Annotated in this window: 14 protein-coding genes; 4 read left to right on the forward strand and 10 right to left on the reverse strand. The window is 69.4% G+C overall.

The features are described from left to right. Positions 1-14: 14 nt before the first annotated feature. A complete protein-coding gene (locus tag ACN469_RS00480; RefSeq protein ID WP_498763043.1) occupies positions 15-1,652 on the forward strand; it encodes a serine/threonine protein kinase in 1,638 nt (545 codons plus the stop codon). A 24-nt stretch (positions 1,653-1,676) separates the two neighbouring features. On the opposite strand, the gene ACN469_RS00485 is transcribed toward ACN469_RS00480, so the two are convergent. From ACN469_RS00485 to ACN469_RS00515, 7 genes are all read right to left on the reverse strand, one after another. Beyond that, entirely contained in the window at positions 1,677-3,260 is a 1,584-nt protein-coding gene (locus ACN469_RS00485; RefSeq protein ID WP_498763044.1) for a carboxylesterase/lipase family protein, read from the reverse strand. A 326-nt stretch (positions 3,261-3,586) separates the two neighbouring features. Next, a complete protein-coding gene (locus ACN469_RS00490; RefSeq protein ID WP_498763045.1) occupies positions 3,587-4,123 on the reverse strand; it encodes an imm11 family protein in 537 nt (178 codons plus the stop codon). A 58-nt stretch (positions 4,124-4,181) separates the two neighbouring features. After that, positions 4,182-5,516, reverse strand: coding sequence for an AHH domain-containing protein (locus ACN469_RS00495; RefSeq protein WP_498763046.1), 1,335 nt, complete (start codon positions 5,514-5,516; stop codon positions 4,182-4,184). 104 nt (positions 5,517-5,620) lie between these two features. Beyond that, positions 5,621-7,051 (reverse strand): M20 family metallopeptidase, encoded by a 1,431-nt coding sequence (locus ACN469_RS00500; RefSeq protein ID WP_498763592.1) that lies wholly within the window; start codon positions 7,049-7,051, stop codon positions 5,621-5,623. Positions 7,052-7,249: 198 nt separating this feature from the next. Further along, positions 7,250-8,485, reverse strand: coding sequence for a discoidin domain-containing protein (locus ACN469_RS00505; protein ID WP_498763047.1), 1,236 nt, complete (start codon positions 8,483-8,485; stop codon positions 7,250-7,252). Between the two features lie 309 nt (positions 8,486-8,794). After that, entirely contained in the window at positions 8,795-10,660 is a 1,866-nt protein-coding gene (gene treZ / locus ACN469_RS00510) for a malto-oligosyltrehalose trehalohydrolase (RefSeq protein ID WP_498763048.1), read from the reverse strand. Positions 10,661-10,789: 129 nt separating this feature from the next. Further along, entirely contained in the window at positions 10,790-11,281 is a 492-nt protein-coding gene (locus tag ACN469_RS00515) for a hypothetical protein (protein WP_498763049.1), read from the reverse strand. Between the two features lie 215 nt (positions 11,282-11,496). On the opposite strand from ACN469_RS00515, the gene ACN469_RS00520 reads away from it, so the two are divergent. Together ACN469_RS00520 and ACN469_RS00525 are read left to right on the forward strand one after the other, a co-directional pair. Next, on the forward strand, positions 11,497-12,642 hold the full coding sequence (locus ACN469_RS00520) for an AAA family ATPase (protein ID WP_498763050.1): 1,146 nt from the start codon (positions 11,497-11,499) through the stop codon (positions 12,640-12,642). Between the two features lie 153 nt (positions 12,643-12,795). Continuing rightward, on the forward strand, positions 12,796-13,179 hold the full coding sequence (locus tag ACN469_RS00525) for a DUF5335 family protein (RefSeq protein WP_498763051.1): 384 nt from the start codon (positions 12,796-12,798) through the stop codon (positions 13,177-13,179). Positions 13,180-13,314: 135 nt separating this feature from the next. Here the strand turns inward: ACN469_RS00525 and ACN469_RS00530 are convergent, their stop codons facing one another. Continuing rightward, positions 13,315-14,139 (reverse strand): matrixin family metalloprotease, encoded by an 825-nt coding sequence (locus tag ACN469_RS00530; RefSeq protein ID WP_498763052.1) that lies wholly within the window; start codon positions 14,137-14,139, stop codon positions 13,315-13,317. Positions 14,140-14,630: 491 nt separating this feature from the next. Between ACN469_RS00530 and cls the strand changes: the two genes are divergently transcribed. Continuing rightward, positions 14,631-16,085 (forward strand): cardiolipin synthase, encoded by a 1,455-nt coding sequence (gene cls / locus ACN469_RS00535; RefSeq protein ID WP_498763594.1) that lies wholly within the window; start codon positions 14,631-14,633, stop codon positions 16,083-16,085. 13 nt (positions 16,086-16,098) lie between these two features. Here cls and ACN469_RS00540 read toward each other — a convergent pair whose 3' ends face one another. Together ACN469_RS00540 and ACN469_RS00545 are read right to left on the reverse strand one after the other, a co-directional pair. Beyond that, a complete protein-coding gene (locus tag ACN469_RS00540; protein WP_498763053.1) occupies positions 16,099-17,493 on the reverse strand; it encodes an MBL fold metallo-hydrolase in 1,395 nt (464 codons plus the stop codon). 461 nt (positions 17,494-17,954) lie between these two features. Then, positions 17,955-22,931, reverse strand: a complete 4,977-nt coding sequence (locus tag ACN469_RS00545; RefSeq protein ID WP_498763054.1) for a DNA topoisomerase 3 — start codon at positions 22,929-22,931, stop codon at positions 17,955-17,957. Between the last annotated feature and the right edge of the window lie 228 nt (positions 22,932-23,159).

The raw sequence follows: 23,159 nt of genomic DNA on the forward strand, positions 1-23,159 counted from the left end.
CTCCCGAGCACATCATGGCGGTGCCATTCGGTAAGTACGAGTTGCTGCGGAAGATTGCCTCGGGAGGCATGGGACAGGTGTTTCTGGCCCGTGAGCATGGAACGGGCTTCGAGCGGCTGGTGGTCCTCAAACTCATCCTCCCGCACCTCGCGGAGGATGATGAGTTCCTCTCCATGTTCCTGGATGAGGCCGGGCTGGTGGCCCGACTCACCCACCCCAACCTCATCACGATTCTCGACCTGTCCCAGATAGAGGGACGGCACTGCCTGGCCATGGAGTACGTCCAGGGTGACGACGTGCGTCGTCTGGAGAAGTACTCCCGGGCGCAGAACAAGCCGATGTCGGTGGGGTTGATTCTGCGCGTCATCGCGGATGCCGCGGCGGGTCTTCACTACGCGCATCAGGCGCGGGACGTTCAGGGCCGGCCCATGCGGCTGGTGCACCGCGACGTGTCACCGCAGAACATCCTGGTCGGCTTCGACGGTGGCGTGAAGGTCATCGACTTCGGTGTGGCCAAGGCGGCGACCAGCAGCGCCAACACGGCGACGGGTGTGCTCAAGGGCAAGTATCCCTACATGTCCCCCGAGCAGGCGAGCGGCCTGGCCATCGACGCGCGCAGCGACTTGTTCGCGCTGGGCGTCGTCATGTGGGAGATGCTGACGGGCAAGCGGCTCTTCAAGGGCGACTCCGACTTGATGACGCTGCGGCTGGTGAAGGACTGCCAGGTGCCGCGCCCCTCGCAGCTCAACCCCAAGCTGCCGCCGGGGCTGGACGAGGTGGTGCTCAAGGCGCTGGCGCCCACGCCGGACGAGCGCTACCCGGACTGCGGCGCCTTCCGGCTCGCGCTGGAGGACTACACGCTCAACCTGCGGCTGCCCTCGAGCAGCGCGCACCTGTCGGCGTACCTGCGGGAGCTGTACGCGGACCGCATCTCCACGGAGACGGACCCGGCGAAGCTGGACCAGCTCGCCGAGGACGCGGACCTGGACTCGCGCTCCAACTCGTCGCTCAGCGGCGTGGGGGGCCCGGCCGGGCGCACGTCCGCGTCGCGGCAGAACCCTCGCAACATCACCCCGGGGACGCGCTCGCGGCAGCAGGCGGTGGCTCCCGTCGGGGCCGTGGTGCAGGACCGCACGCGCGGCACCTCGCCCATGGACCGCGCGCCCTCGGAGGAGGTGCGCCGCATTCCGTGGATGCCCGTCGTCGTGGCGAGCGTGGGACTGCTGCTGGCGGGCGCGGCCGTCATCTTCCTGCGCGGGCCCGCGGGCGCGACGACGCTGCCCGTGACGACGACGACGCAGCCGGTCCACGTGGAGCGCGAGCAACCCCCGCCTCCACCCAAGCCCACGCCGGAGCCGGTGAAGATGACGGAGGTGCTCGTCACCACCGAGCCCGCTGGCGCGACGGTGAGCATCGCCGGCGAGGCGCGTGGCCAGACGCCCACGACGCTGTCGCTGGAGCAGGGCGCGCCCATCGTGGCGGTGACGCTGACGCTCGCTGGCTACGAGCCGGTGACGCGCGAGGTCTCCGCCGCCGACAACGAGCTGCACCTGGAGCTGCGGCGCCAGGGCAAGTCCCCTGGCACCACCAGCACCAAGCGCCCCGGGGGTCCCCAGCAGGGTGGGAACCTGGGCATCAAGACGGGCCGCTGAGGCGGCCCGGCTCCGCGGGCCTCTCTACGGAGTGGCCTGCGGTCTCGGCTTGCCCTTCGCGGCCGACGCCGACGTCGACGAGGACGAGGACGCCTTCGGCAGCGCGGGCGGAGGCGGCTTGGCGAAGGAGTCGATGAGCGGCATGACCAGCTGGGCCAGGTCCAGGATGGGCCCGTCGAAGTTGTCCACCATCTGGACGGTGGGCCCCAACCTCAACAGCTTGTCGCTCTCCGCGGTGTGCTCGCTCCAGGCGACGCCGCCCACGGGCCCTGGCGTGCCGGTGCGCAGGAATTGGACGAGGGACTCCACCAGGTGGCTGGTGAACTTCCGGTCCTCGTCATTGAAGAGGTCTCCCGTCGGCGGGACGTGGTCGGCCGTCTCCAGGAAGTAGGGGATGTCTCCGCCGTGGGGCACGCCCAGGGGCTGCCGGGGCGCGAGCAGCTTCGCGCGGTACTCGAAGTAGTAGCGCCAGGCGTGGGCGCCATGGTGGGCGTGGAAGGAGCCCAGGTGGCGCGGCGTCACGGAGAAGACGAAGTCGCGGCACATCCGCCGGCCAATCTCCCGGTCGTCACTCACGTCGGGGTAGAGCTTGCGAATCATGTCACCGAGGGAGCCCAGCTTCTCGATGATGGTGGCCGGGTCGATGCCGAACGAGGACACCACGCTGGAGTCGTCGCTGGTGCTGCCGAGGATGAGCGGCAGCTTGAGCTGCGAGCCCTTCTCGAAGCTCTCGCGAATCGTCTGGGGGAGCACCGAGTCCCCGTAGATGGGGCTGGGCGCATTGACGCTGTCCGAGGGGAGCGCCCAGAACTTCTCCGGGTCCAGCTTGCGCAGCTTCTCCATGGTGGCCTGCTGCCAGGGGATGCCCTGATGGTGGGCGAAGGCGACGCCCGCCAGCTTCGCGTCCGCGACGGACTTCTCCTGGATGACGTACGAGCTCATGGCCACGCCGCGGCGGAAGGGGTTCTTCTCGCGGATGAGCGGGGAGGCGAAGAACGCCAGCACGCTCTTGGCGCCAGCGGACTGGCCCATGATGGTGATGTTGCTGGGGTCTCCTCCGAACTGGGCGATGTTGTTCCTCACCCACTCCAGCGCGAGCATCTGGTCCAGGATGCCGAAGTTGGCCGGGCCGCCCGGGTTCTCCTTCTCCAGCTCCGGGTGCGTGAAGAAGCCCAGGTGTCCCAGGCGGTAGTTGAAGGTGACGAGCACCACGTCACGGGCGGCGATTTGCGTGCCGTCGTAGGGGGGCACGCGGCCCGAGCCGATGACGAAGGCGCCGCCGTGAATCCAGAACAGCACGGGCAGCTTCGCGCCCGGGTCCGTCTTGGGCGTCCAGACGTTGAGGTAGAGGCAGTCCTCGGCCATCTTGCCGGGGTCTCCACCGCCGCCCGCGATGCAGGCTTCGCGCGACTGGAGTGCGGAGGGACCGAACTCGAGCGCCTCACGAGGGGCGGTCCACGCGGGGATGCGCTGGGGCTCGCGCCAGCGGAGGTCGCCCACGGGAGGCTTCGCGTAGGGGATGCCCTTGAAGACGGAGACCTTCCCTTCCACCTTGCCGAGCAGCTGGCCTTCCTTGGTGGTGACCGGGGGTGTCTTGATGACATTCATTGTCTGGCTCCGTTGGGGTGAATGGGGACGTGTCCACGTGCGTGGGCACACGGTCGGAGCCGGGAGAAGGACTACCTGTCGAGGAGCTACGCGAGCGAATCGCCTGACCACCGTCCGGGTGGGGTGCGTGACATAGAATTTCGGCGCAATGCCTCGCAACCTCCGTGTCGAAGGGTTCATGACAAGCGCGGGCTATGAAACAGAGGACGTGTGACACACCTCCCCGGGGGCCATGGCGACTGTCGACCGGAGCGCGGAGAGGATGCCCCGTGGGGTCCGTGGGTCGTTCGTAGGTGACACTTCCCGTGGGGCACGGACCCGCGCGCTCAGACTTCCTCGAACTTCGCCCCTGTGACCTTGGCGCGCTCCAGGGCCACCTTGAGGTCCTCGGAGACGATGAGGGCGACGGACCAACCCCAGGTGCGGAAGACCTTCGCGCCGCCGACCTTCGTGCGGTCGATTCGCATCCCGTAGACGCTTCGGTACATACCGAGCTTGTCCGGCCGCTCATCCTCGGGCTGCCAATACAGTGCCTCTTCCGAGGCCTCGTCATCGATGCACCGGATCAGCCTGGGGGCCACGAGTATTTGATACCCATCCGGGCAGCCTTTGATGTCGACGGGTATCAATTGCACATCATCGCCAGCCAACTCCGCGAAGAGGGTGGCCACCCGGATGTTGACAACGGGCGTCATGCCAGCGCCTGCCGTGCTGTAATCCAACCGCTTTCCGGGCTCGTCGATGGTGAGCGTCAGGCTGCCCTCTATGTGAGCTGGCCGCCCCGACGTGAACTCCCGGATGTCCTCCACCTCGTTGCCCGCTGCGTCCAGCGGCTCTCCTAAAGACCACTTCCCGCGCCGCATGTCAGGCCTGAGTCTGAAGTATCGAGATGGATTCGGCATGATGGACTTCCTAGATTTCTCACGGGTCCTGAGTCAAAATTCCGTGGACTCTAGTTCCTGGGGTCTGCGCTTCTTTGGCGAGGCGGCGCAACACACTCCTGAGTGCCTCCCGGCACTCTACCACCTTCCGGCACGGCCCCAGCGCCTCCAGCAGTCGGTCATGGACATACTCATGATACTGCTGCGGATGCGGCCCCTTGTGCCCCACGACTTCGACGATGTTCTCGCGGTCTTTCAGGTCCATCCCAGCCCTTTTGAAGATCTTTCGGAACTCCGGCGTCCAGGGCCCGCCGCGCGCGGCGGAGACATCGTTCTTGTTCGTGGCGATGTGATGATTCTCACTGCGCCCTTTCCGGCTCGCCATGGCCACGGCGTTCGGGGCGAGCGCGATGGTGAACCCCTCCGCCGTCAAGGCGACCGCACTCACGCTGCCCACGGCCGCGTACTGGAAGCCGGCTTGGGACTCCACCGCCAGGGCCGCCTGGGCGGAGCCCGGCAGTCCCACTGACTTCGACGCCAGCCCCGCCGTGTTCCCGATGGCTACCGTGGCCAGCATGACGAAGACGCGCGCCGCGTTCTCCCCGAGCACCTCTCCGTAAGCCTCACCCGCCGCCTGGAGCTGCTCGAAGCTCGTCGCCCGGTCCACCTGGCGCACCAGCGTCAGCCACCCGTCCAGCATGCTCCACACCGTGTCCACGCCCAGGTAGGCGATGAGGCAGGCCGTCAGCGTGGCCGCCACGCCTTTACTCACGGGCTCCGGCAGTGACCACAAGAGCAGGTACATCGTCGCGGAGGCGGCGATGCCAGCCACGACGGCCTGGGGGTCCGTCATCCCCTCCAGAGCTTCGGCGGTCTCCTCCCACACCGAGTCCATGGCGATGGCCAGGGCCCAGGTGTACTTGCCATCGCTGGCCAGCAGCGGTCCCTCGTCCAGCAGACGCAAGCAGTCCCCGGGTCGGTCCTTCCGCTTGCACCACTGTCCGTAGGCGCGTGTCAGCGCCTCGTCCGCGTAGTCCTCCAGCAACCGAGGACCGTCCACATCCCCACCACGCTGGGGGATGAGTCGCGAGGAGCCACGCTCATACCCATACACCCCACTCCGGGACGGAATGCCGAAGCGCTCCCGGGCTACCTGCATGGGATTGCGAGAAGGAGGAACATCTCGCCCCAGCTCAGCGATGGCCTCCTTGAATTCGTCATCTTCGAGTTCGGCGGCGCTCACTTCCGCGTCAGGCTCCTCGTGAGGAGTGACGAGGAAGGAGTCCTCCCCGGTCTCCAGTCGCACGACTCGACTTGTCGCGCAGCCGGTGACGGCCATCAACAGGAGCAGCGACACCACCCAGCGAAGCGTCATGGTAGGCCCCGGCAAGAGGCCCGCGGTGAGGCGGGCAACCCCAGGCAATACCAGACGACGCTGACAGGCGGCCCAAGGCATACCCCGGGCCACCTGGGTTCACGTCAGCGCTTGAAGTGGTCCGCGATGACGTTGGCCACGCAGCACGTCAGCTTCTTGCCGGTGGGGACATGCAGGAACTCGTTGGGGCCGTGCGCGTTGCTGCCCGGGCCCAAGAGGCCGGTGATGAGGAATTGAGCCTCCGGGAAGCGCTCGCCCAGCATGCCCATGAAGGGGATGGTGCCGCCCTCACCCATGGCCATGGCCGGCCGGCCGAAGTACGTGCCGGACGCGGACTCCACCGCGCGCGACAGCCAGCCCGCCAGCGGCGGCGCATCCCAGCCGATGCTCGCCTTGTCACCCTCGAAGCTCACCTTCGCGCCGTACGGCGGGTCCTTCTCCAGCGCTTCCTTCAGCGCCTTCTGCGCCGCCTTCGGCTCCAGCCTCGGAGGGATGCGCATGGACAGCTTCACCGTGGTGAAGGGCCGCAGTACGTTGCCCGCGCTCTGGAGCGGCGGCAGACCATCCACGCCCGTCACGGACAGCGCCGGCCGCCATGTGCGGTTGAGCACCAGCTCCGCGCCGTCGTCCGACATCGGCTGCATCCCAGACACCCACGGGAACTTGCCGAAGACCTCCTCGCCCAGCACCTTCGCCGCCGAGCGCGCCTGCTCTTGCCGCTCCTTCGGAATCTCCACATGCAGGCCCTGCACCGTCACGCGGCCCGTGCCCTCGTCCTCCACCCGCGACAATACCTGGCGCAGCACACGGAACGACGACGCCACGATTCCGCTCGCGTCACCGGAGTGCACACCCTCCGTGAGCACGTCCACGCGCAGGTTGCCGGCCACCATGCCGCGCAGCGATGTCGTCATCCAGAGCTGGTCGTAGTTCGCGCAGCCCGAGTCCAGGCACACCACCAGCGACGGCTTGCCGATGCGCGGCGCCAGCGCCTCGATGTACGCCGGCAAGTCGTAGCTGCCGCTCTCCTCACACGCCTCGATGAGCACCACGCAGCGCGCGTGCGGCACGCCCTGCTCGCGCAGCAGGCGCAGCGCCGTCAACGACGCGAAGGCGGAGTAACCATCATCCGCGCCACCCCGGCCGTAGAGCTTGTCGCCCTCGCGCACGGGGGTCCACGGCGTCAGGCCCTCGCGCCAGCCCGTCATCTCCGGCTGCTTGTCCAGGTGGCCGTACATCAGCACGGTGTCGTCGCCGCGCGTGCCGGGCACTTCCATGTAGATGACCGGAGTGCGGTCCTTCCCCTGCTCGTCCTTGAGGCGGATGACCTCCAGCGTGAGGCCCGGCAGGTGCGGCGCCTGCGCGCGGCACCACTCCGCGATGAGCTGCACCGCGGCTTCCATGTGCCCGGCCTTCACCCAGTCCGGGTCGAACGCAGGCGACTTGTTGGGGATGCGGATGTAGCGCTCGAGCGCCGGGAGGATTTCCTTCTCCCAGATGCGGTCGGAGGACTCGGTGGCGGTCTGGACATTCATGGCCGCGATGCTGAGCACGGGACGCCGCCTCTGTCGACACCGACAAACCACGGGTGAAGCCAGTGGAGCCCCGCCCCACCGGCCTCCCCTCCTCCCGGCCTGATGGCCTCCATCGGTGGACCTGTCATGGCCCGCCCGCTTCCAGGGGGCACGAGGAACCACCGTGCCCCCTGGAAGCACCGCGTCAGCGCCCGTGCGTCACGGCTGGATTTCGCGGACCGTCAACCACTTGAAGTCCACGTCCGTGGCGTTGTCCCAGCGGAACGTCGCGATGGGACCACCCCATGTAATCGGCATGGCCCCGGTGGCGCCGCCGCAGTGCTGCGCGTCACCGCCCCAGGTGCCCGAGTCGACCATGTCGTAGACCTTCTTCCACGTCACCTTGTCGGCGTTCTCGTTGACGTACATCTCCAGCCGCACGGCCTCCTTGCCGCTGACGGTGGTGTTGCGCATCACCGCCTTGAAGCCCACCCAGCGGCCCTTCAGCGCGGACGTGGCCGCCTTGTAGGACGCCTGCTCGTAGGACACGTGCCACGTCTCCTTCTGCCAGCGGACGCGGCCGTCATAGTGCAGGCCCGCCTTGTAGCTGCTGCCCTCGCAGCCGGAGTGGTCGTCGTTGTGTTTGCCGCCGCGCGCGTACCAGTCGAAGTTGTCCTTCACGTCAGACGTGGCGTTGAGCTTCACGAAGCCCGTCATCTCCACGTTTCGCCAGTCATTGGCCGCCTGCATGTAGCCCCGGCTCGCCAGCACGTCCCGGTCATACGTGGGAATCTTCCGGTCGTCGTAACCCGTGGAGGTGTAGACGAGCAGCCGCACCGCGCTGTTCTTCATCTTCCACGAGCCATCCGAGTTGCGGGTGATGGTCTTCTGCGGATTGAAGCGCGCATCCGACGTCGCGTTGTCCGCCAGCGACCACGCCTCCCCCCCGCTCTTGGACGGGTAGAGCATCGTCACGCCGAACTTGTCCTTGCCCGTGGGCGATGGCGTGCCCACGTCGGTGGTGATGGCCGCAAGCTCGGAGATGCTCGCCCAGGTGTTCATCGTGCTGCCATTGACGGTGATGCGCACGTAGCGCGCGTTCACCGGGGAGAAGGACACGCGCTCGAAGGTCGTGCTCTTCCCAGACGATTTGCCCGAGGACATCTGCGTCCACGCGCTGCCATCCGTGGAGGTGGAGACGACGAAACTGCTGGAGCGCTCATTGCCTCGGAACCAGGCGATGTCCACCGCGCTCACGGACTTCACCGCGCCCAGGTCACCGCGCAGCCACTGTCCCACGCCGTCGCTGGACCAGCGCGTGTTGACGTCTCCATCGATGGCATTGGCGGGCACGTTGCCGTCGTTCCCGCTGGCGGTGACGGCGACGAAGCCGCCCGCGGCCAGCACGGGCGTGGAGAGCGCGAAGGCCGTCACCGCGAGCGCGCGACACGACATGCGCCAGCGAGCTCCCAGCCGGGATGAGGTCCTGTGGTGTGGATTCAAGTTGCTACCTCGAGTGAGGCCACCGAGGGCCACGACCCACCGGACGGACAGCACCGCCCCGGCACGCCGCGTTCCCCCCGCGGCGCGTTGGCTTTCCTCCGTCGACACGCGCCAGGGAGCCCGAAGTCTCCTCACGACACGCCGCCCACGGTGTTGATGACTCAACGTTCGGACTGCGGCGCCAATACCCGAGGGGGTGATAGGTAATTCCCAACACCCACCCCCTCGGGCGAGCCCGCGCTCGTCCGGACGCCAGGGCCCCTACCGCTGACTCGGGAAACGCAACACGACGGCGGACGGGCCTTCCAGGCGCACGACTCCGTCCCGGAGTGGCGACGTCCGGGTGTCGCCACCGAAGCGCGGCGACTCGCTCCACAGTACGACCTCGGCTTCAGGAGGGACGCGGTGCTCCACCGTCCCGCGCAGGCCGAGCAGCACCTGGAGCACCTGCCCGCCTCCTCGCCGCTCCAGCACCAGCGCCTCCGGCACCACGGCCCGCGCGTCGTATGCGCCACGCCGTGCGTCCTTCATCGCGGGCTCCGTCGCGCGCAGGCGGAGCAGCTCGCGGTAGAGCGCGCGGATGCCCGAGTGCCCCGGCTTCTGGGCCTCGCTCCAGTCCAGCCGGGAGCGCGCGAAGGTGTCCTCCGCTTGCGGGTCCGGCACCTGCTCGCCCGCGAAGCGCGTGAAGCCCGCGAACTCCTTGCGTCGGCCCTCGGTGACGAGCCGTCCCAGCTCCTCGTTGTGGTCCGTGAAGTAGAGGAACGGCGTGCTCGCGTTCCACTCCTGGCCCATGAAGAGCAGCGGGGTGTACGGCGACAACAGCAGTAGCGCGCTCATCGCGCGGAAGGCGGCGGGGGACACGTCATGTCCCAGTCGCTCGCCCAGCGCGCGGTTGCCCACCTGGTCATGGTTCTGGAGGCAGTACACGAAGGCCGAGGGCTCCACGCCCTCCGCGCGCGTGCCCCGCGCATGCCCCTGGTTCTTCGACACCTGGCCCTCGTAGAACCAGCCCTGGCGCAGCGTGCGCGCCAGGTCCTCCGCGCTGCCCGTGTAGTCCTGGAAGTAGCTCTCGCTGTCGCCCGCGAAGGCGCGCCGCATCTGGTGGTGGAAGTCATCCGCCCAGACCCCGTCCAGCCCGTGGCCACCCTCGGACGCGGGCGACATGAGGCGACGCTCGTTGCGCTCGTCCTCGGCGATGACGATGACCCGGCGTCCCGGCGCGCTGGCCCGGGCGCGCTCGGCGATTTCGGTGAGCAGGTGCGGATGCGTCTCGTCGACGATGGCGTGCGCCGCGTCCAGGCGCAGGCCGTCCAGGTGGTAGTCGCGAATCCACATCTCCACGTTGGAGAGCACCATCTCCCGCACGGGCCGGCTGTCCTTGCCGTCGTAGTTCACCGCGTCGCCCCACGGCGTGTGGTGGCGTCCGGTGAAGTAGTGCGGCGAGTACGCGCGCAGGTAGTTCCCGTCCGGCCCGAAGTGGTTGTAGACGGCGTCCAGCAACACGCCCAAGCCCTGCGCGTGCGCGGCGTCCACCAGCCGGCGCAGTCCCACCGGCCCGCCGTACACCTGCGCGGGCGCGAAGAGGTCCACGCCGTCGTAACCCCAGTTGCGAGTGCCCGGGAAGCTGGCCACCGGCAGCAACTCCAACGCGGTGATGCCCAGCTCCTTCAGCGAGGGTAGCTTCGAGATGAGCGCCTCGAAGGTCCCCTCGGGCGTGGCGGTGCCCACGTGCACCTCGTAGAGGACAAGCGCCTGGGGCTCCACGCCCTTCCAGCCCGCGTCCGTCCACGCGAAGTCCGGCACCACCACTTCCGACGGGCCGTGCACCCCCTGCGGCTGCGCGCGAGACCACGGGTCCGGAAAGGGCCCCTCGCCATCCACGCGCAGCTTGTAGCGCACGCCCGCGCCCTGTCCCTCCAGCACCGCGCTGAAGTAGCCATCGCGCTCCGCCGTCATCGGCAGCACGCGCCCCGGCTCACCGCGCGCGTCGTGCAACACCACCTCGACACGCTGGTGGCCCGGAGCCCAGACCCGCCACCGCACCCTCGGGCCCGCTTCCACCCACGCACCCAGCGAGGGGACCTGCGCCTGCTTCGCGTCGACCTTCTTCTCCGCCAGAGCACCCATTGAGTGTTCTGTAATGCGCCCGCGCGTCGCACGGGAGCACTTGCGCGCGGACGAAGCCCACTCTCCCATCAGAGATGTTCACGGGTGGGCGTTCACACGGAGCAGGCCCCCCTCGGGTCGGCCGCTCGCTCAGGTGGGCTCACGATGGAGCAGGAACGGGAACGTGAGGCGGCGCAGCACCGGCAGCTCCAGGTGGGTCATCGCCAGCAGGGTCCGCCCCTCCAACCAGCGCAGCTCGTCCACCCAGGGACGCCACTGTCTCCCCACCTCCGGCGTGTACTCCACCTGGAGCGAGGTGCGCCCGTCCACCCGTGACGTCCCCTCGCGAACCACCAACGGCACGGACCGCCACACGCCGCCCACGCGGCTCACGAGGTTCGCCCCCTCGCGTCCTCCTGGGGCGATGTCCTTGCCCCACCAGCCTCGCATCCCCAGCACGCCCAGCAGTCGCTGCGCGAAGCCCTGGAACCAGGCGGGCCCCAACAGCTCCGCCCGGTAGCGTCCCGGCAGCGCTTCCCGGGTGGGCGTGGGAAGGCGGGTGAACAGCAAGCGCCACTCGCTCAGCGTGCGGTGCTCCGGCGCGAGCGCGAGGGGGGGTGCGACTGGTGTCGAGAGGCTCATGCCCGGACGCTAAGCAGCGTGTCCTGGCGCGCGCAGCCAGCCGCGCCCGCTCGCCCCTCCTCTGAGGGGGCTCTTCGTGACCCGCCTCTCCGGCTGGCTTCAGGGGCGAGAAAGGCACCAGGTCGTCGGCCTGCTTGTGGACGCCCCGGGGCGCCAGGATGATGCGGCCCCGGCCCGGAAGCCTTCCGGTCCGCCCTCCCCTGGAGCTGCCTGGAATGACTGTCGCCCGCCATGGCCTGGAGTCACGGCCTGTCCCTCGCGATGAGGATGTCCGCGAGCGTGTCGCGGCCATCGAGGTCCTCTCCCCTCGCGAAATCGACGCGCGGCTCACGGACCTGGGCTACCGCGGGCAAGAAGAGGCGCGTCGCGCGGCCTCCGTGCTGGCCTACCGCCACCTGCGCCGCATCCGCCGCCTGCACCTGGAGGGCCTCGCGCCCGAGCCCGGCATGCGCGAGAACTGCATGTTCCTGGGGCCCACCGGCTCCGGCAAGACGTTCCTCGTGGAGCTCCTGTTCCGCGAAATCCTCGCCGTGCCCACGGTGCTGGCGGACGCCACCCAGTTCTCCGAGACGGGCTACGTGGGCGACGACGTCAACACGCTCCTGTCGCGCCTGTATGAAGTCGCGGGCAAGGACGCGGAATGGGCCGCGTGCGGCGTCATCTGCATGGACGAGTTCGACAAGCTCGCCACCAGCCGCTCCGACAGCCGCTTCGCGGGGCAACAGACCACCAAGGACGTCAGCGGCTTCGGCGTGCAGCGCAGCCTCCTGCATCTGCTGTCCGCCGCCAGCGCGGACTTCCCTCCGGACTTCGGCTTCACCAGCCGGCTCCAGCCGGACACGATGGAGCTGTCCTGCCTCACGTTCATCGCCTGCGGCGCCTTCAGCGGCCTGCGCTCCACGGCGGAGGGTATGACGCGCACGGAGCGCCTGGGCTTCGGCCGCGAGCCCCAGCACACGCGCGAGGAGTCCATCGCCGTGGCCGTCACCCAGGAGCAGCTGGAGCAGACGACGGCCTTCGCGCGCTACGGCTTCATCCCGGAGCTCATCGGCCGCTTCAACCGGCTGGTCTCCTTCACGCCGCTGGACGCGGCCACGCTGGGCGACATCCTCCAGAACCACGTGCTGCGCTCCTACGAGCGCGAGTTCGAGCAGGAGGGCCTGCGCCTCCAGGTGGAGCCCGCCGTGCGCGAGCACATCGTGACGCGCGCGCTCAAGCGCGAGACGGGCGCGCGCGGCCTGCGCACCACCTTGGGGCCCCTGCTGGAGCAGACCGCCTACGAGCACTTCGGCCGGCAGGGCTCGGCTTCCACCGTGCGGCTGGTGCTGGAAGGCGACGCGGTGCGCACCCTCGCGGAGTAGCGCGGCCCCAGGCCACCGGGCCGCCGGGAGCCCGTCGGCGGCTCGGGCGGCGAGCAGGGAGGCAGGCCCGTCCCTCATCTGGCCCGCATGCGTCTTACGGTTCTACCGAGCACGTGAGAACGCGGGAACGCCAACACCAGAGGGCCACACATCATGGCGCACACGGACCACACGCGAGAGATTCCCCGGGAGGGCTGGGCGGACTATCTGGCCCTGCTCTCCAGCATGGAGAAGGAGCACCCGGTTCGCATCGAGGTGGAGGGCCTGGACCTGGGAGCGCAGTCGGCCGTCAAGGGCGGAGCGCTCCTGGAGATCAGCCTCGAGGAGAAGGGCAGCGACAAGGGCGTCGTCGAAATCATCATCGGCAACCCGGACGGCAACGACACCCACCGCATCCTGAAGCCTGAACACATCTACGCGGACGAGAGCGAGAGCGGCGAACTGGAGTGCCTCGACATCGAGAGCAGCGAGGACAACACCAAGACGCTCATCTACTTCGGCGAGGCAGCCACCGCCGGCGCGCGCACCATGGACTGAGGCCTGTCCTCGGACGCACAGAAAGACCGGAAGGCACCCCCCTCCGCGGGAGAAGGAACCTTCCGGCCTGGGGCCTTGGCCCCCTTCGCCACTCACGTGACGAGGGGAGCCTTGGCCGGGTGAGTCGAACTCAAATCACGGGTACAGAGCGCGAGCGCCCGTCTTGTCCAGGCTGGTCAGGACGAGGTCGCCCGTCTGGCCGCCGTTGCACTGGGGGTAGTGCATGACGGAGGAGCGGTCATACGCCGTCAGCGCGCGCCACTGCGCGTCCTCGTAGCAGCCCGTGCTGGACAGGCGGGTGTGCTCGTGGCGGAAGCCGAGCACGTGGCCCAGCTCGTGGCGCAGGATGCCCGCCAGCGTCCAGGGCGCGATGCTGCCGAACGCCGTGTTGTCGACGAGGACGTTGCGGCCCGAGCGAGCCGAGCCCGGGAAGAACGCGCGCGCCAGGTACTGGCCACCGGAGTTCACCGGACGCACGTCGAACAGCACGCCCGCCTGCGACGCCGTGCAGCTCGCGTCGTACGTGGTGCTGTGGGTGAAGTTGACGCTCGCGGTGGCCTCCCAGGCCGCCGTCGCGCTGTTCATCGCCGTGACGACCTTCGCCTTGTTCGTCGTGCCGAAGGTGCTGCTGACGCAGTAGGTCAGCGCGCCCTTCTGCGTGGCGCTCCACTTGCGGTCACCCGCGGCGGTGCCACCGCTGTTGTACACGGCCAGACCCTCGTGGGCCTTGCCCTCGTCCGTGACGACGTTGTTGTCGAAGTAGGCGCGCAGCTCCTCCTCGCTGTCCACGGCCTGGTCCATGTCGAAGATCCACTTGCCTTCGGGATCCTGCACGGCACTCGCGCGGAACTCCTCCCACGTCATCTTCGGCGCCTGCGTCTCGGAGGCCTCGGGGCCACCACACGCCGTACCCAGGAGAGCGACACCAGCCAGCAACGCCATGGAGCGGAACTTGAGCATTCGAATTTCCTTGGACCAGCTACAGCGGGGGATGCGCCCTCCACCTGGTTCCTCCACCAGCCGCGGCACGGCGCGCCCTGCCCATGAGCAACTGTCGGGCCAAGGACGGCCCACAGTGGCAAAAACCGCGATAAAGGATTAACCTGGAGTATCCGCACTCCAGGTTCCAAGGCCGATTTGTAAATGGACCTGACAGACGGTTCCGCAACCTGCTGGAGAGATTGGAGTTTCTTCTCACAGGGAGGACTGTTCGAGAACCGGACAGTGCTGTCCGCGAATCAGTCAACCGCCCCCGGGGTCGCAGGAAACCTGGACAGGGCCCCTGGCGCTCGCATTGGGAGCGGAAAGGGTCAACCACCATGCACCCGCCGTCAGGATGCGTCAAGCGAGCCCGACGCGGCGCGGCCTGACGGAGGTGGGCCGCACCGCGCTGCGCCGTGACGGGCGCCCGTGTATAGCCGGAGCGGTCCGTGTCCCCTCTCCCGTTCGACATGTCCGCGGTGCTCACCTGGCTGGAGGCGGCGTGGCCGCATGTCGCGGCGGTGCTGACGGTGCTGGTGAGCGTGCTGACCAGCACGCACGTGGTGCTGCGCAAGCGGGACGTGCGCGCGGCGGTGGGCTGGGTGGGGTTGGTGTGGCTGGTGCCGGTGCTGGGCGCGGTGCTCTATCTGTTGTTGGGCATCAACCGCATCCGCCGGAGGGCGCGCGCGCTGACGCCCCGCCGGGAGCACGGGCTGTTCCCGCCCATCCGCGGCGTGGAGGCGGTGGTGGCGGAGGGCGTGTCGCGGGTGAAGCCGGAGGTCGCCCACCTGGCGCCGCTGGCGCGCCTGGGAGACGCGGTGCTGCACCGGCCGCTCCTGCCCGGCAATCGAATCACGGTGCTGGAGTCCCGGACGGACGCGTACCCGGCCATGCTGGAGGCGATTGAGGGCGCGCGCACGTCCATCTCGCTGTGCAGCTACATCTTCGACAACGATGTGGCGGGCCGGCACTTCGCGGGCGCGCTGGGCGCGGCGGTGCGGCGCGGGGTGCAGACGCGGGTGCTGGTGGACGCGGTGGGCGCGCGCTACACGTGGCCGACGATTCTAGGCCGCCTCAAGCGCGAGGGCGTGGAGGCCGCGCGCTTCCTGCCCTCGCTGATGCCCTACCGGCTGCCCTTCATGAACCTGCGCAACCACCGCAAGGTGCTGGTGGTGGATGGGCGCGTGGGCTTCACGGGTGGGATGAACATCCGGAAGCACTTCTGGCCGGGAGAGCTCGCCGCGCGCGACCTGCACTTCCGCCTGGAGGGCCCGGTGGTGGCGCAGCTCCAGGAGACCTTCGCCGAGGACTGGGTCTTCACCACGCGGGAGAAGCTGACCGGGGACGCGTGGTTTCCGGAGCACTCGCCGGTGGGCGCGGTGCTGGCGCGGGGGATTCCGGACGGGCCGGACGAGGACTTCGAGAAGCTGCGCACGGTGCTCCTGGGGGCGCTGTCCACGGCGCGGGCGTCGGTGCGCATCGTCACGCCGTACTTCCTGCCGGACGCGGCGCTCATCACCGCGCTCAACGTAGCGGCGCTGCGCGGGGTGCGCGTGGACGTGGTGTTGCCTCGCAAGGGCAACCTGCCCGTGGTGCAGTGGGCCAGCACCGCGCAGCTCTGGCAGGTGCTGGCGGCGGGGTGCCGGGTGTTCCTCACAGAGCCCCCCTTCGACCACACCAAGTTGATGGTGGTGGACGGAGAGTGGGGCCTCATCGGCTCGGCGAACTGGGACCCGCGCTCGCTGCGGCTCAACTTCGAGCTGAACGTGGAGTGCTACGACGCGGAGCTGGCGGGGCGGCTGGAGGCGGTGGTGGAGGAGCGGCTGTCTCGCTCGCGTCCTCTCACCCGGGAGCAGGTGGATGCCCGGCCCCTGCCCATCCGGTTGAGGGATGGGCTGGCCCGGCTCCTGTCTCCGTACCTCTAGCGGACGCGGCGGTTCACAGGAGCGCGCGGCGCACCTTCCAGAAGGTCTCCTTGGCGGTACGGAACGCCGTGGAGTCCGACGGCAGCAGCGTGCGCAAGAGCTCCGCCGACTGCGTCTGGAGCGGCCTCACGCAGTGCGCCTCCACCTGGCCGCGCAGGAAGCCCACCGGGTCCCTGCGGCGGTACTCGGAGAAGTACGTCTTCAGCTCGTTGCGCGTGCGGGCCTTGCCGTTGTCCGCGTACTTGGCCACGTAGGGGCTGAAGTCCGGGTACAGCCGTCCCTCGCCGAAGTCGCCGTGCAGCGTCGTCTTCATGAAGTTGCCGATGAGCAGGTCATCGAAGACGCGGTAGCGCACGGCCGTCATCAGCGAGTTGCGCGGGGCCTCGAAGGTGATGCCCCGGCGGAAGCGGCGGGTGTGGAACTCGATGACGTGGTCCTGGCCACCCACGCGGAAGCGGAGGAAGTCGAGCACGGAGCCCAGGTGCTCAATCCCGCCGAAGTACTCGCGCAGCGTCCGGGCCTCGTCGGCCTCCAGCATCTCGCTCCAGTCGTCGCCGAACTCCTTCGGGTCCACCGGCAGGAGCGAGCGCTCCGGGGGGCGGATGAGCTGCTTGTCGTCCTTGGAGAAGTCGCAGCGGACGAAGGCGGGCAGGAGCGTGCACGTCTCGGACTCGAAGCCCCGGCTGTAGTCCTCGAGCGCCGTCGTGTATTCAGAGGCCCACATGGAGTCGGCGCGCTGGTACTTGTGCATGGAGCTGAAGGGCACGAAGTAGCGCGCGCCGTAGAACTCCGCCTGCCGGGCGATGGTGCGCCCCACTGGCGTCTTCGCCGCGGCGTAGGGGACGATGCGCTGCCCGTCCTCGGTGAAGTAGTTGATCATGTCCGCGTCGCCGTAACCGGACAGGGCCAGCAGGTACGACTCGTCATACCGGCGCACCATGCTTCGCACGAAGCGGCCCCAGCCCCGGTCCCCCGCGTCGTTGAGGTTGACGACGAGCCGCCCGTCCACGTCGACCAGGAGCACCGCGTCCTGGTTCATGTCGGGGATGCACAGGACGCGGATGCGCGGGGACAGCTGCGTCCACACGCGGTCCACCAACACGTGCACATTGAAGCCCTGCTCACGCAGGTCATCGCGGATGCGCCCGCCGAAGTGGTTGGGCACCAGAATCGTCTGCTCGCGCAGCTTCTCCAGTGACTCCGCGCTCAGGTGGTCCGGGTGGCCATGGGACAGCCACACGTACTGGCAGCGCTGGATGGTTTCGCGCATCTCCTCGGGAATCTCATGGGACAGCGTCCAGCTCCCGAAGTATGCGGCGCCATGAGTCCAGGGGTCGGTGACCAGCACCGGTCCGTTGTCGTGGCAGATGAGTGTGGCGTTTCCGATCGTCTCGAATCCGAGTTCCATCTTCCGCTCCCCCCTCGTGCTGCTGCTGCGGTTGCTCGCCATCGTGGTAGCTGGGCCGAAAGGTGAAGCAGGGGCCCGGGGCGACACAGTGCCCTCGCGGGCAGGGAAAAAGACTTCGCGTCCGGCAGGTTGCTCCGAGGAGGAAGCGAGAGAAGAGGTCTTCCACGAGCGCGCCGTCACCGGCGCCCACGTGAGGCAAGGACGCGGACTCGGGGACGCCGAGGCACGACCTGACAGGGCGAGCTGAAGCCGCCGGAGCGCTCCGCTTTACCCATCCAGGGTGAGAAAACGTGGGGCTGCTCGGCCGCCCTCGCGCGTGGGGAGACGGGCGAGTGAGCCCGTGGCCCGTCCTCCCTTGCGTCGGGTGAGGACAGGCCTGGGCGCCCAGGGTGCCAGAGGCCCGCGTCCGCGCAGCCTCCGTGCCTGCCCTCCACGAGCGTCTCGCTCGGGGGGCCAGGCGCTCAGCGCTTGCGAGCGACGAGCGAGAGAATCTGCGAGCCGTAGCGCTCGGTGAGGGCCGGCCCGACACCGTGGATGGCCATCAGCGCCGCGCCGTTCTCCGGTCGCGCGGCGGCGATGGCGCCCAGGACCCGGTCCGTGAGGATGCGGAACGCGGGCACCTTGCGCTTGCGCGCCTCCTCGAGCCGCCAGGCCTTCAGCGAATCCACCAGCCCCGGAGGCGCCTCCACCTGCTCCGCCCCTCGACGCCCACGGCTCCGCGTCCCTCGGGCCTCCGTCTCCGCGGGCGCGGCGTCCTCCAGCTCCACGCGGCGCCCCCGAGTCGCGCCCCAGGGGGCCTGGGTCCCCGACGCGGGAGCACGACTCTCGGCTGAGGCGCTCCACGCTCCGGAGTCGGCCCGCTCCGTGGCGCCTCCTCGGGATGCGTTCCAGGACGACCGTTGGTCGAAATCCCCGGAGGAAGACGACGCGCGCCATTGTCGCGCACCGCTCTCTTCACCCGCGCCCTTGCTCGCGCCGCGCCCCTTGGCGCTTGTCCGAGGCGAGCGCCTGGCCGCCTTTCCGCTCGCCGCCTGGGTCTTCCCGCGCTTGCGCTTGGTGGCCTTCTCCAGCGCGAGCGGCAGGACGACGTGCCGGGGGTCCACCGCGCGGGTGCGCCGTCCCTCGTCTGTCAGCGACACGCGCTGGAAGGAGATGACCTGTCCGTCCTTGTCGAACGAGTCGACCTCCAGCCGCGTCAGCCCGGCGCGCACCAGTCCTCCGACGAGCCGCTCGAAGTCGCGACGCGGGAGCGCGTCCCCGAACAGCTCCCGGTGGAGTCGACCCGTGGCCTGTCCATCACGCTCCTGGAGCGACTCCAGGATGCGCTCCAGCCAGTGGCGCTCCGCCGCCGAGGGCTCCGCGAAGCGCAGCGTGGCGCACGACTCCGGGGAGCACACGTCACACAGACCGCACGCCTCACCAGAGTCCTGGGTGTCACCGAAGTGCCCCACCAGTTGCTTCATGCGGCAGCCATGGGCCTCCGCATAGCGGCCCATCTGCTCCAGGTGCAGCAGCTTGCGGTCGCGCTGCGCCGTGTACGCGGCGGACCAGTTGGGGCGCCCGCGTCGCACCGTCTCGTCGGGCGTCATCACCACGCCGCCGTGAATCCACAACTGCTCCAGTGCCTTGTCGAAGACCTCCGGGTCTCCGCGCACGCGGCCCTGGAGCGCCTGCTTCGCCTCCGGCTCCGGCGCCGTGGACTGGAACAGCCGCTCCAGCACATAGGCCTCGGGATAGTCGCGCTTGTGGAAGAACTCGTGCGTGCGCCGGTCGATGTACGAGTGCAGCAGCACCGCGCGGGACGGCTTGCCATCACGGCCCGCGCGTCCCAGCTCCTGGTAGTAGCCCTCGATGCTCGCGGGCAGCGCGGCGTGGATGACGGTGCGGACATCCGGCTTGTCGATGCCCATGCCGAACGCCGTGGTGGCGACGATGACCTCCAGCGAGCCTCGGAGGAACTCGGCCTGGACCCTGTCGCGGTTCTCCGGTGGGAGCCCCGCGTGGTACGCGGCCGAGGGGAAGTCGCCCGCCAGCATCTCCGCGAGCTGCTCGGCGTGCTTGCGCGTGGCGGCGTAGACGATGGCGGGACGGTTCTCCTCGTCCTGGAGCAGCCCGTGGATGGCGTCGCCACGAGCACCGGGGTTCAGCTCGCGCACCTCGATGGCGATGTTGGTGCGGCGGAAGCCATGGATGAAGGTGCGCGCGCGGCCACCCGCGCCCAGGAGGCCGAGCTGCTGGACGATGTCGCGCTGCACGTCGGGCGTGGCGGTGGCGGTGAGGGCCACCACGGGCGCGGGGCGGAGCAGTGGAAGCCGCGAGCCGAGCAGGCGGTAGTCGGGGCGGAAGTCATGGCCCCACTGGGAGATGCAGTGCGCCTCGTCGATGGCGATGAGCGTGGGCGGACGTCGCGCCAGGAACTCCACGAAGCCCGGCACGCCGAGCCGCTCTGGAGCGATGAACAGGAAGTCGAGCTTCTCCTCCAGGTAGTCGAAGCACACCTGCCGCGAGGTGGCCCTGTCTCGGCCGGAGTGGATGCGGTCCGCCGCGAAGCCGAGCGACTGGAGCCGCAACACCTGGTCCTCCATCAGCGCGATGAGCGGGCTGACGACGATGGTCGTCCCCGCGCGGGCCAGTCCTGGGAGCTGATAGCAGAGCGACTTGCCCGCGCCCGTGGGCATGACGAGGAGCAGGTCCTCGCCCGCGGTGGCCGCGCGACAGACGGCCTCCTGATAGGGGCGGAACTCGGAGAAGCCGAAGGCTTCCTTCAGGAGCGGGCGGAGTCGGTCCGGCGCAGTGGGCGCGCGATGCACCCGGTCGGGCCGCTGGCTCGGTGGTGGCGCGAGCCCTCCGCGCGAAGACGATGTCCCCCGTGACGCACTCGCCCCCAGCGTCCCCGTGCGGCGGGGAGTCATCGCCACGCTCGCGTCCGAAAAGGACTCGTTCTGTGCGCGGCGGGAACTCGGTGCCGCGCTCGAATCCGAGAGTGACGGAGACTCCGTGCGACGCGCACCACCGCTCGCACTTGAGTCCGCGAACGACAAAGACTCCGTGCGACGCGCACCACCGCCCGTACTCGTGTCCGAGAACGACAAAGACTCCGTGCGCCGCGCACCACCGCCCGCACTCGAATCCGAGAAGGCAGCACTCCGCGCACCGCGCGGGCTCATCCCACTGAATGAGTCCGACGCTACGGGCCCATCCACGCGCTGGGCACCACGCCCCCCGCTCACATCCACACCAGCGGCCTCACCCATTCGACGCGAGCCGCCCGTGCCTCCCTCGGCGTATCCGCCACTCCCGACCCCCGACCGCTCACCAAACGCCATGGCCCCCTGCCCGCCTCCCTCGCCCCCGCGCACGTCCATTCCCCGCCCTGCTCCCGCACCAAAACCACCGCGCGCGGACGAGGCCCCGTAGGGCACGGCCTGAGCCGGCCCCGTGGGACCATGGCCCACCACCTCGGTGACGTACTTCTCGATGCCCTGGATGAACTCGTCGAGCCGACCTTCCCCGCGCTCGATGCGCTGAAGCCAGGCTTCCCACTGGCCCGTCATCGCCGGAGTCTTCACGTCCGGGTGCACCACCTGGATGAGGTGCAGCCCCTTCTCCGTGGCCTCCAATACCTTCCCCGTGCGGACGAGGTACTCGCGGTCCAGCAGCACCTCGATGATGGATGCACGCGTGGCGGGCGTCCCCAGCCCCGTCTCACGCATCGCATCCGCCAGCTCCTTCTCGTCCAGCGCCCTGCCCGCCGTCTCCATCGCCGTCAGCAGCGACGCATCCGTGAAGCGCGGTGGCGGGCGCGTGCGCTTCTTCACCGCCTTCACATCCTCCACCTTCTGCGGTTGCCCTCGCTCCAGCCCCGACGGCAACGCCTGCGGCTCGTCGTCCGGCTCCGCGTCCTCGTCGCCCTTGCGTGACTCGGCCTTCGGCTTCGGCGCCTTCTTGCCGCCACCAATGTCGAGCACCTTCCAGCCCACCCGCTCCACCTGCGTGCCCGTACTCTGGAAGCGGTCCACCACGGGCACCGCGCTCTCGCGCCCCGGAGACATCACCGCCGTCACCACCGTGGTCACCCGCCACACGTGGTCCTCGTGCCAGGCCTGGAGCAACCGCCGGCACACCAGGTCATAGATGCGCTGCTCGTCCGGAGAGAGCCGCAACCCCTGAGGAGACGTCGGGGTCGGGATGATGGCGTGGTGGTCCGTGACCTTCCCGTCATCCACATAGCGCCGGCCCAGGGGCCGCGCGCCCGTCCCTGGCGCCAGGTCCTCCTCGTACGGCCCGCGCACGGTGCTCACCACCTCCGGCAGCGTGTCCGCCACCGTCTGCGACAGGTGCCGGCTCGCGGTGCGCGGATAGCTCAGGAGCTTGTGCTTCTCATAGAGCGCCTGCGCCACCTCCAGCGTGCGCTGCGCGCTGAAGCCATACAGCCGGTTCGCGTGGCGCTGCAGCTCCGTCAAATCGTAGAGCAGCGGAGGAGCCATCTTCTTCTCCTCCGCGTCCAGCGACTCGATGGTGGCGCGCCCGCGCTTCACACGGTCGACGACGGCCTGCGCATCCACCCCATCCGCGTCCAGCCTCCGCGACTCGCGCACGCCCTCCATGCCCGGCGGCACCACGGGCTTGCCATCCGGCCCGGAGCGGAACCACGTCCCGTCATACCGGGCCCCCGCCGCCACGCCCTTCCCCTGCGGCGCGAAGGTGGCCACCACCTCCAGATAGTCGCGGGGAACGAAGGCACGGATGGCCAGCTCGCGCTCCACCACCATGGCCAGCGTGGGCGTCTGCACCCGCCCCACGCTCAACATCTCCCCCTGCCCCCCGTGCGCCAGCGTGTACAGGCGCGACAGGTTCATCCCCACCAGCCAGTCCGCGCGGCTGCGGCCCATCGCCGCCGAGGCGAGCGAGTCGTACTCCCGCCCCTCCTTGAGCTGCCGGAACCCGTCCCGGATGGCGCGCTCCGTCAGCGACGACACCCACAGCCGCCGCACCGGCTTGCGACACCCCGCCGCCTCATAGATGTAGCGGAAGATGAGCTCGCCCTCGCGGCCCGCGTCCGTGGCGCACACCACCCCGCCCACGTCCGGCGAGGTCAGCACCCGGCGCACCACGTCGAACTGCGAGCGCGTCTGCTCGGAGACCACCAGCGGCCAGCCCCCCGGCAGCATCGGCAGGAGCGAGCGACTCCACTTCTTCCAGTCCGGTCGAATCTCGTGCGGCTGCGCCAGCCCCACCAGATGGCCAATCGCCCACGTCACCACATAGCCGTTGCCGCGCAGGAAGCCGTCACCCCGCTCCTGCGCACCCAGCACCCGGGCGATGTCGCGCGCCACCGACGGCTTCTCCGCCAACACCGCCAGCAGGGACGCACGCCCCGAAGCCCGGCTTGCGCCCTCCATACCGCCTCGCCTGTCCTCGCCGGGCGATTCGCCCATCGCTTCCCACCTCATGAAACCAGTCCCCTCCCACCCACCCGCCACCACCCGGGAAGCCAGCCCCGAGCCCACGTCTCAACCCACTTCCCTACCGCGTCAGGCTGACATGGCCAGCCCCTCGCTGTCCCTACCCGTCACGCCCGTCCGCCGCCCGTCCAGCCGAGGAAAACCACCGCCCTCCACCCACCGCCGTCCCCCGCGCGCCCGACGACCTCCCGAGTCACCACA

This window comes from Corallococcus terminator (assembly GCF_049194865.1).
GTDB classification, from domain to species: domain Bacteria; phylum Myxococcota; class Myxococcia; order Myxococcales; family Myxococcaceae; genus Myxococcus; species Myxococcus terminator_A.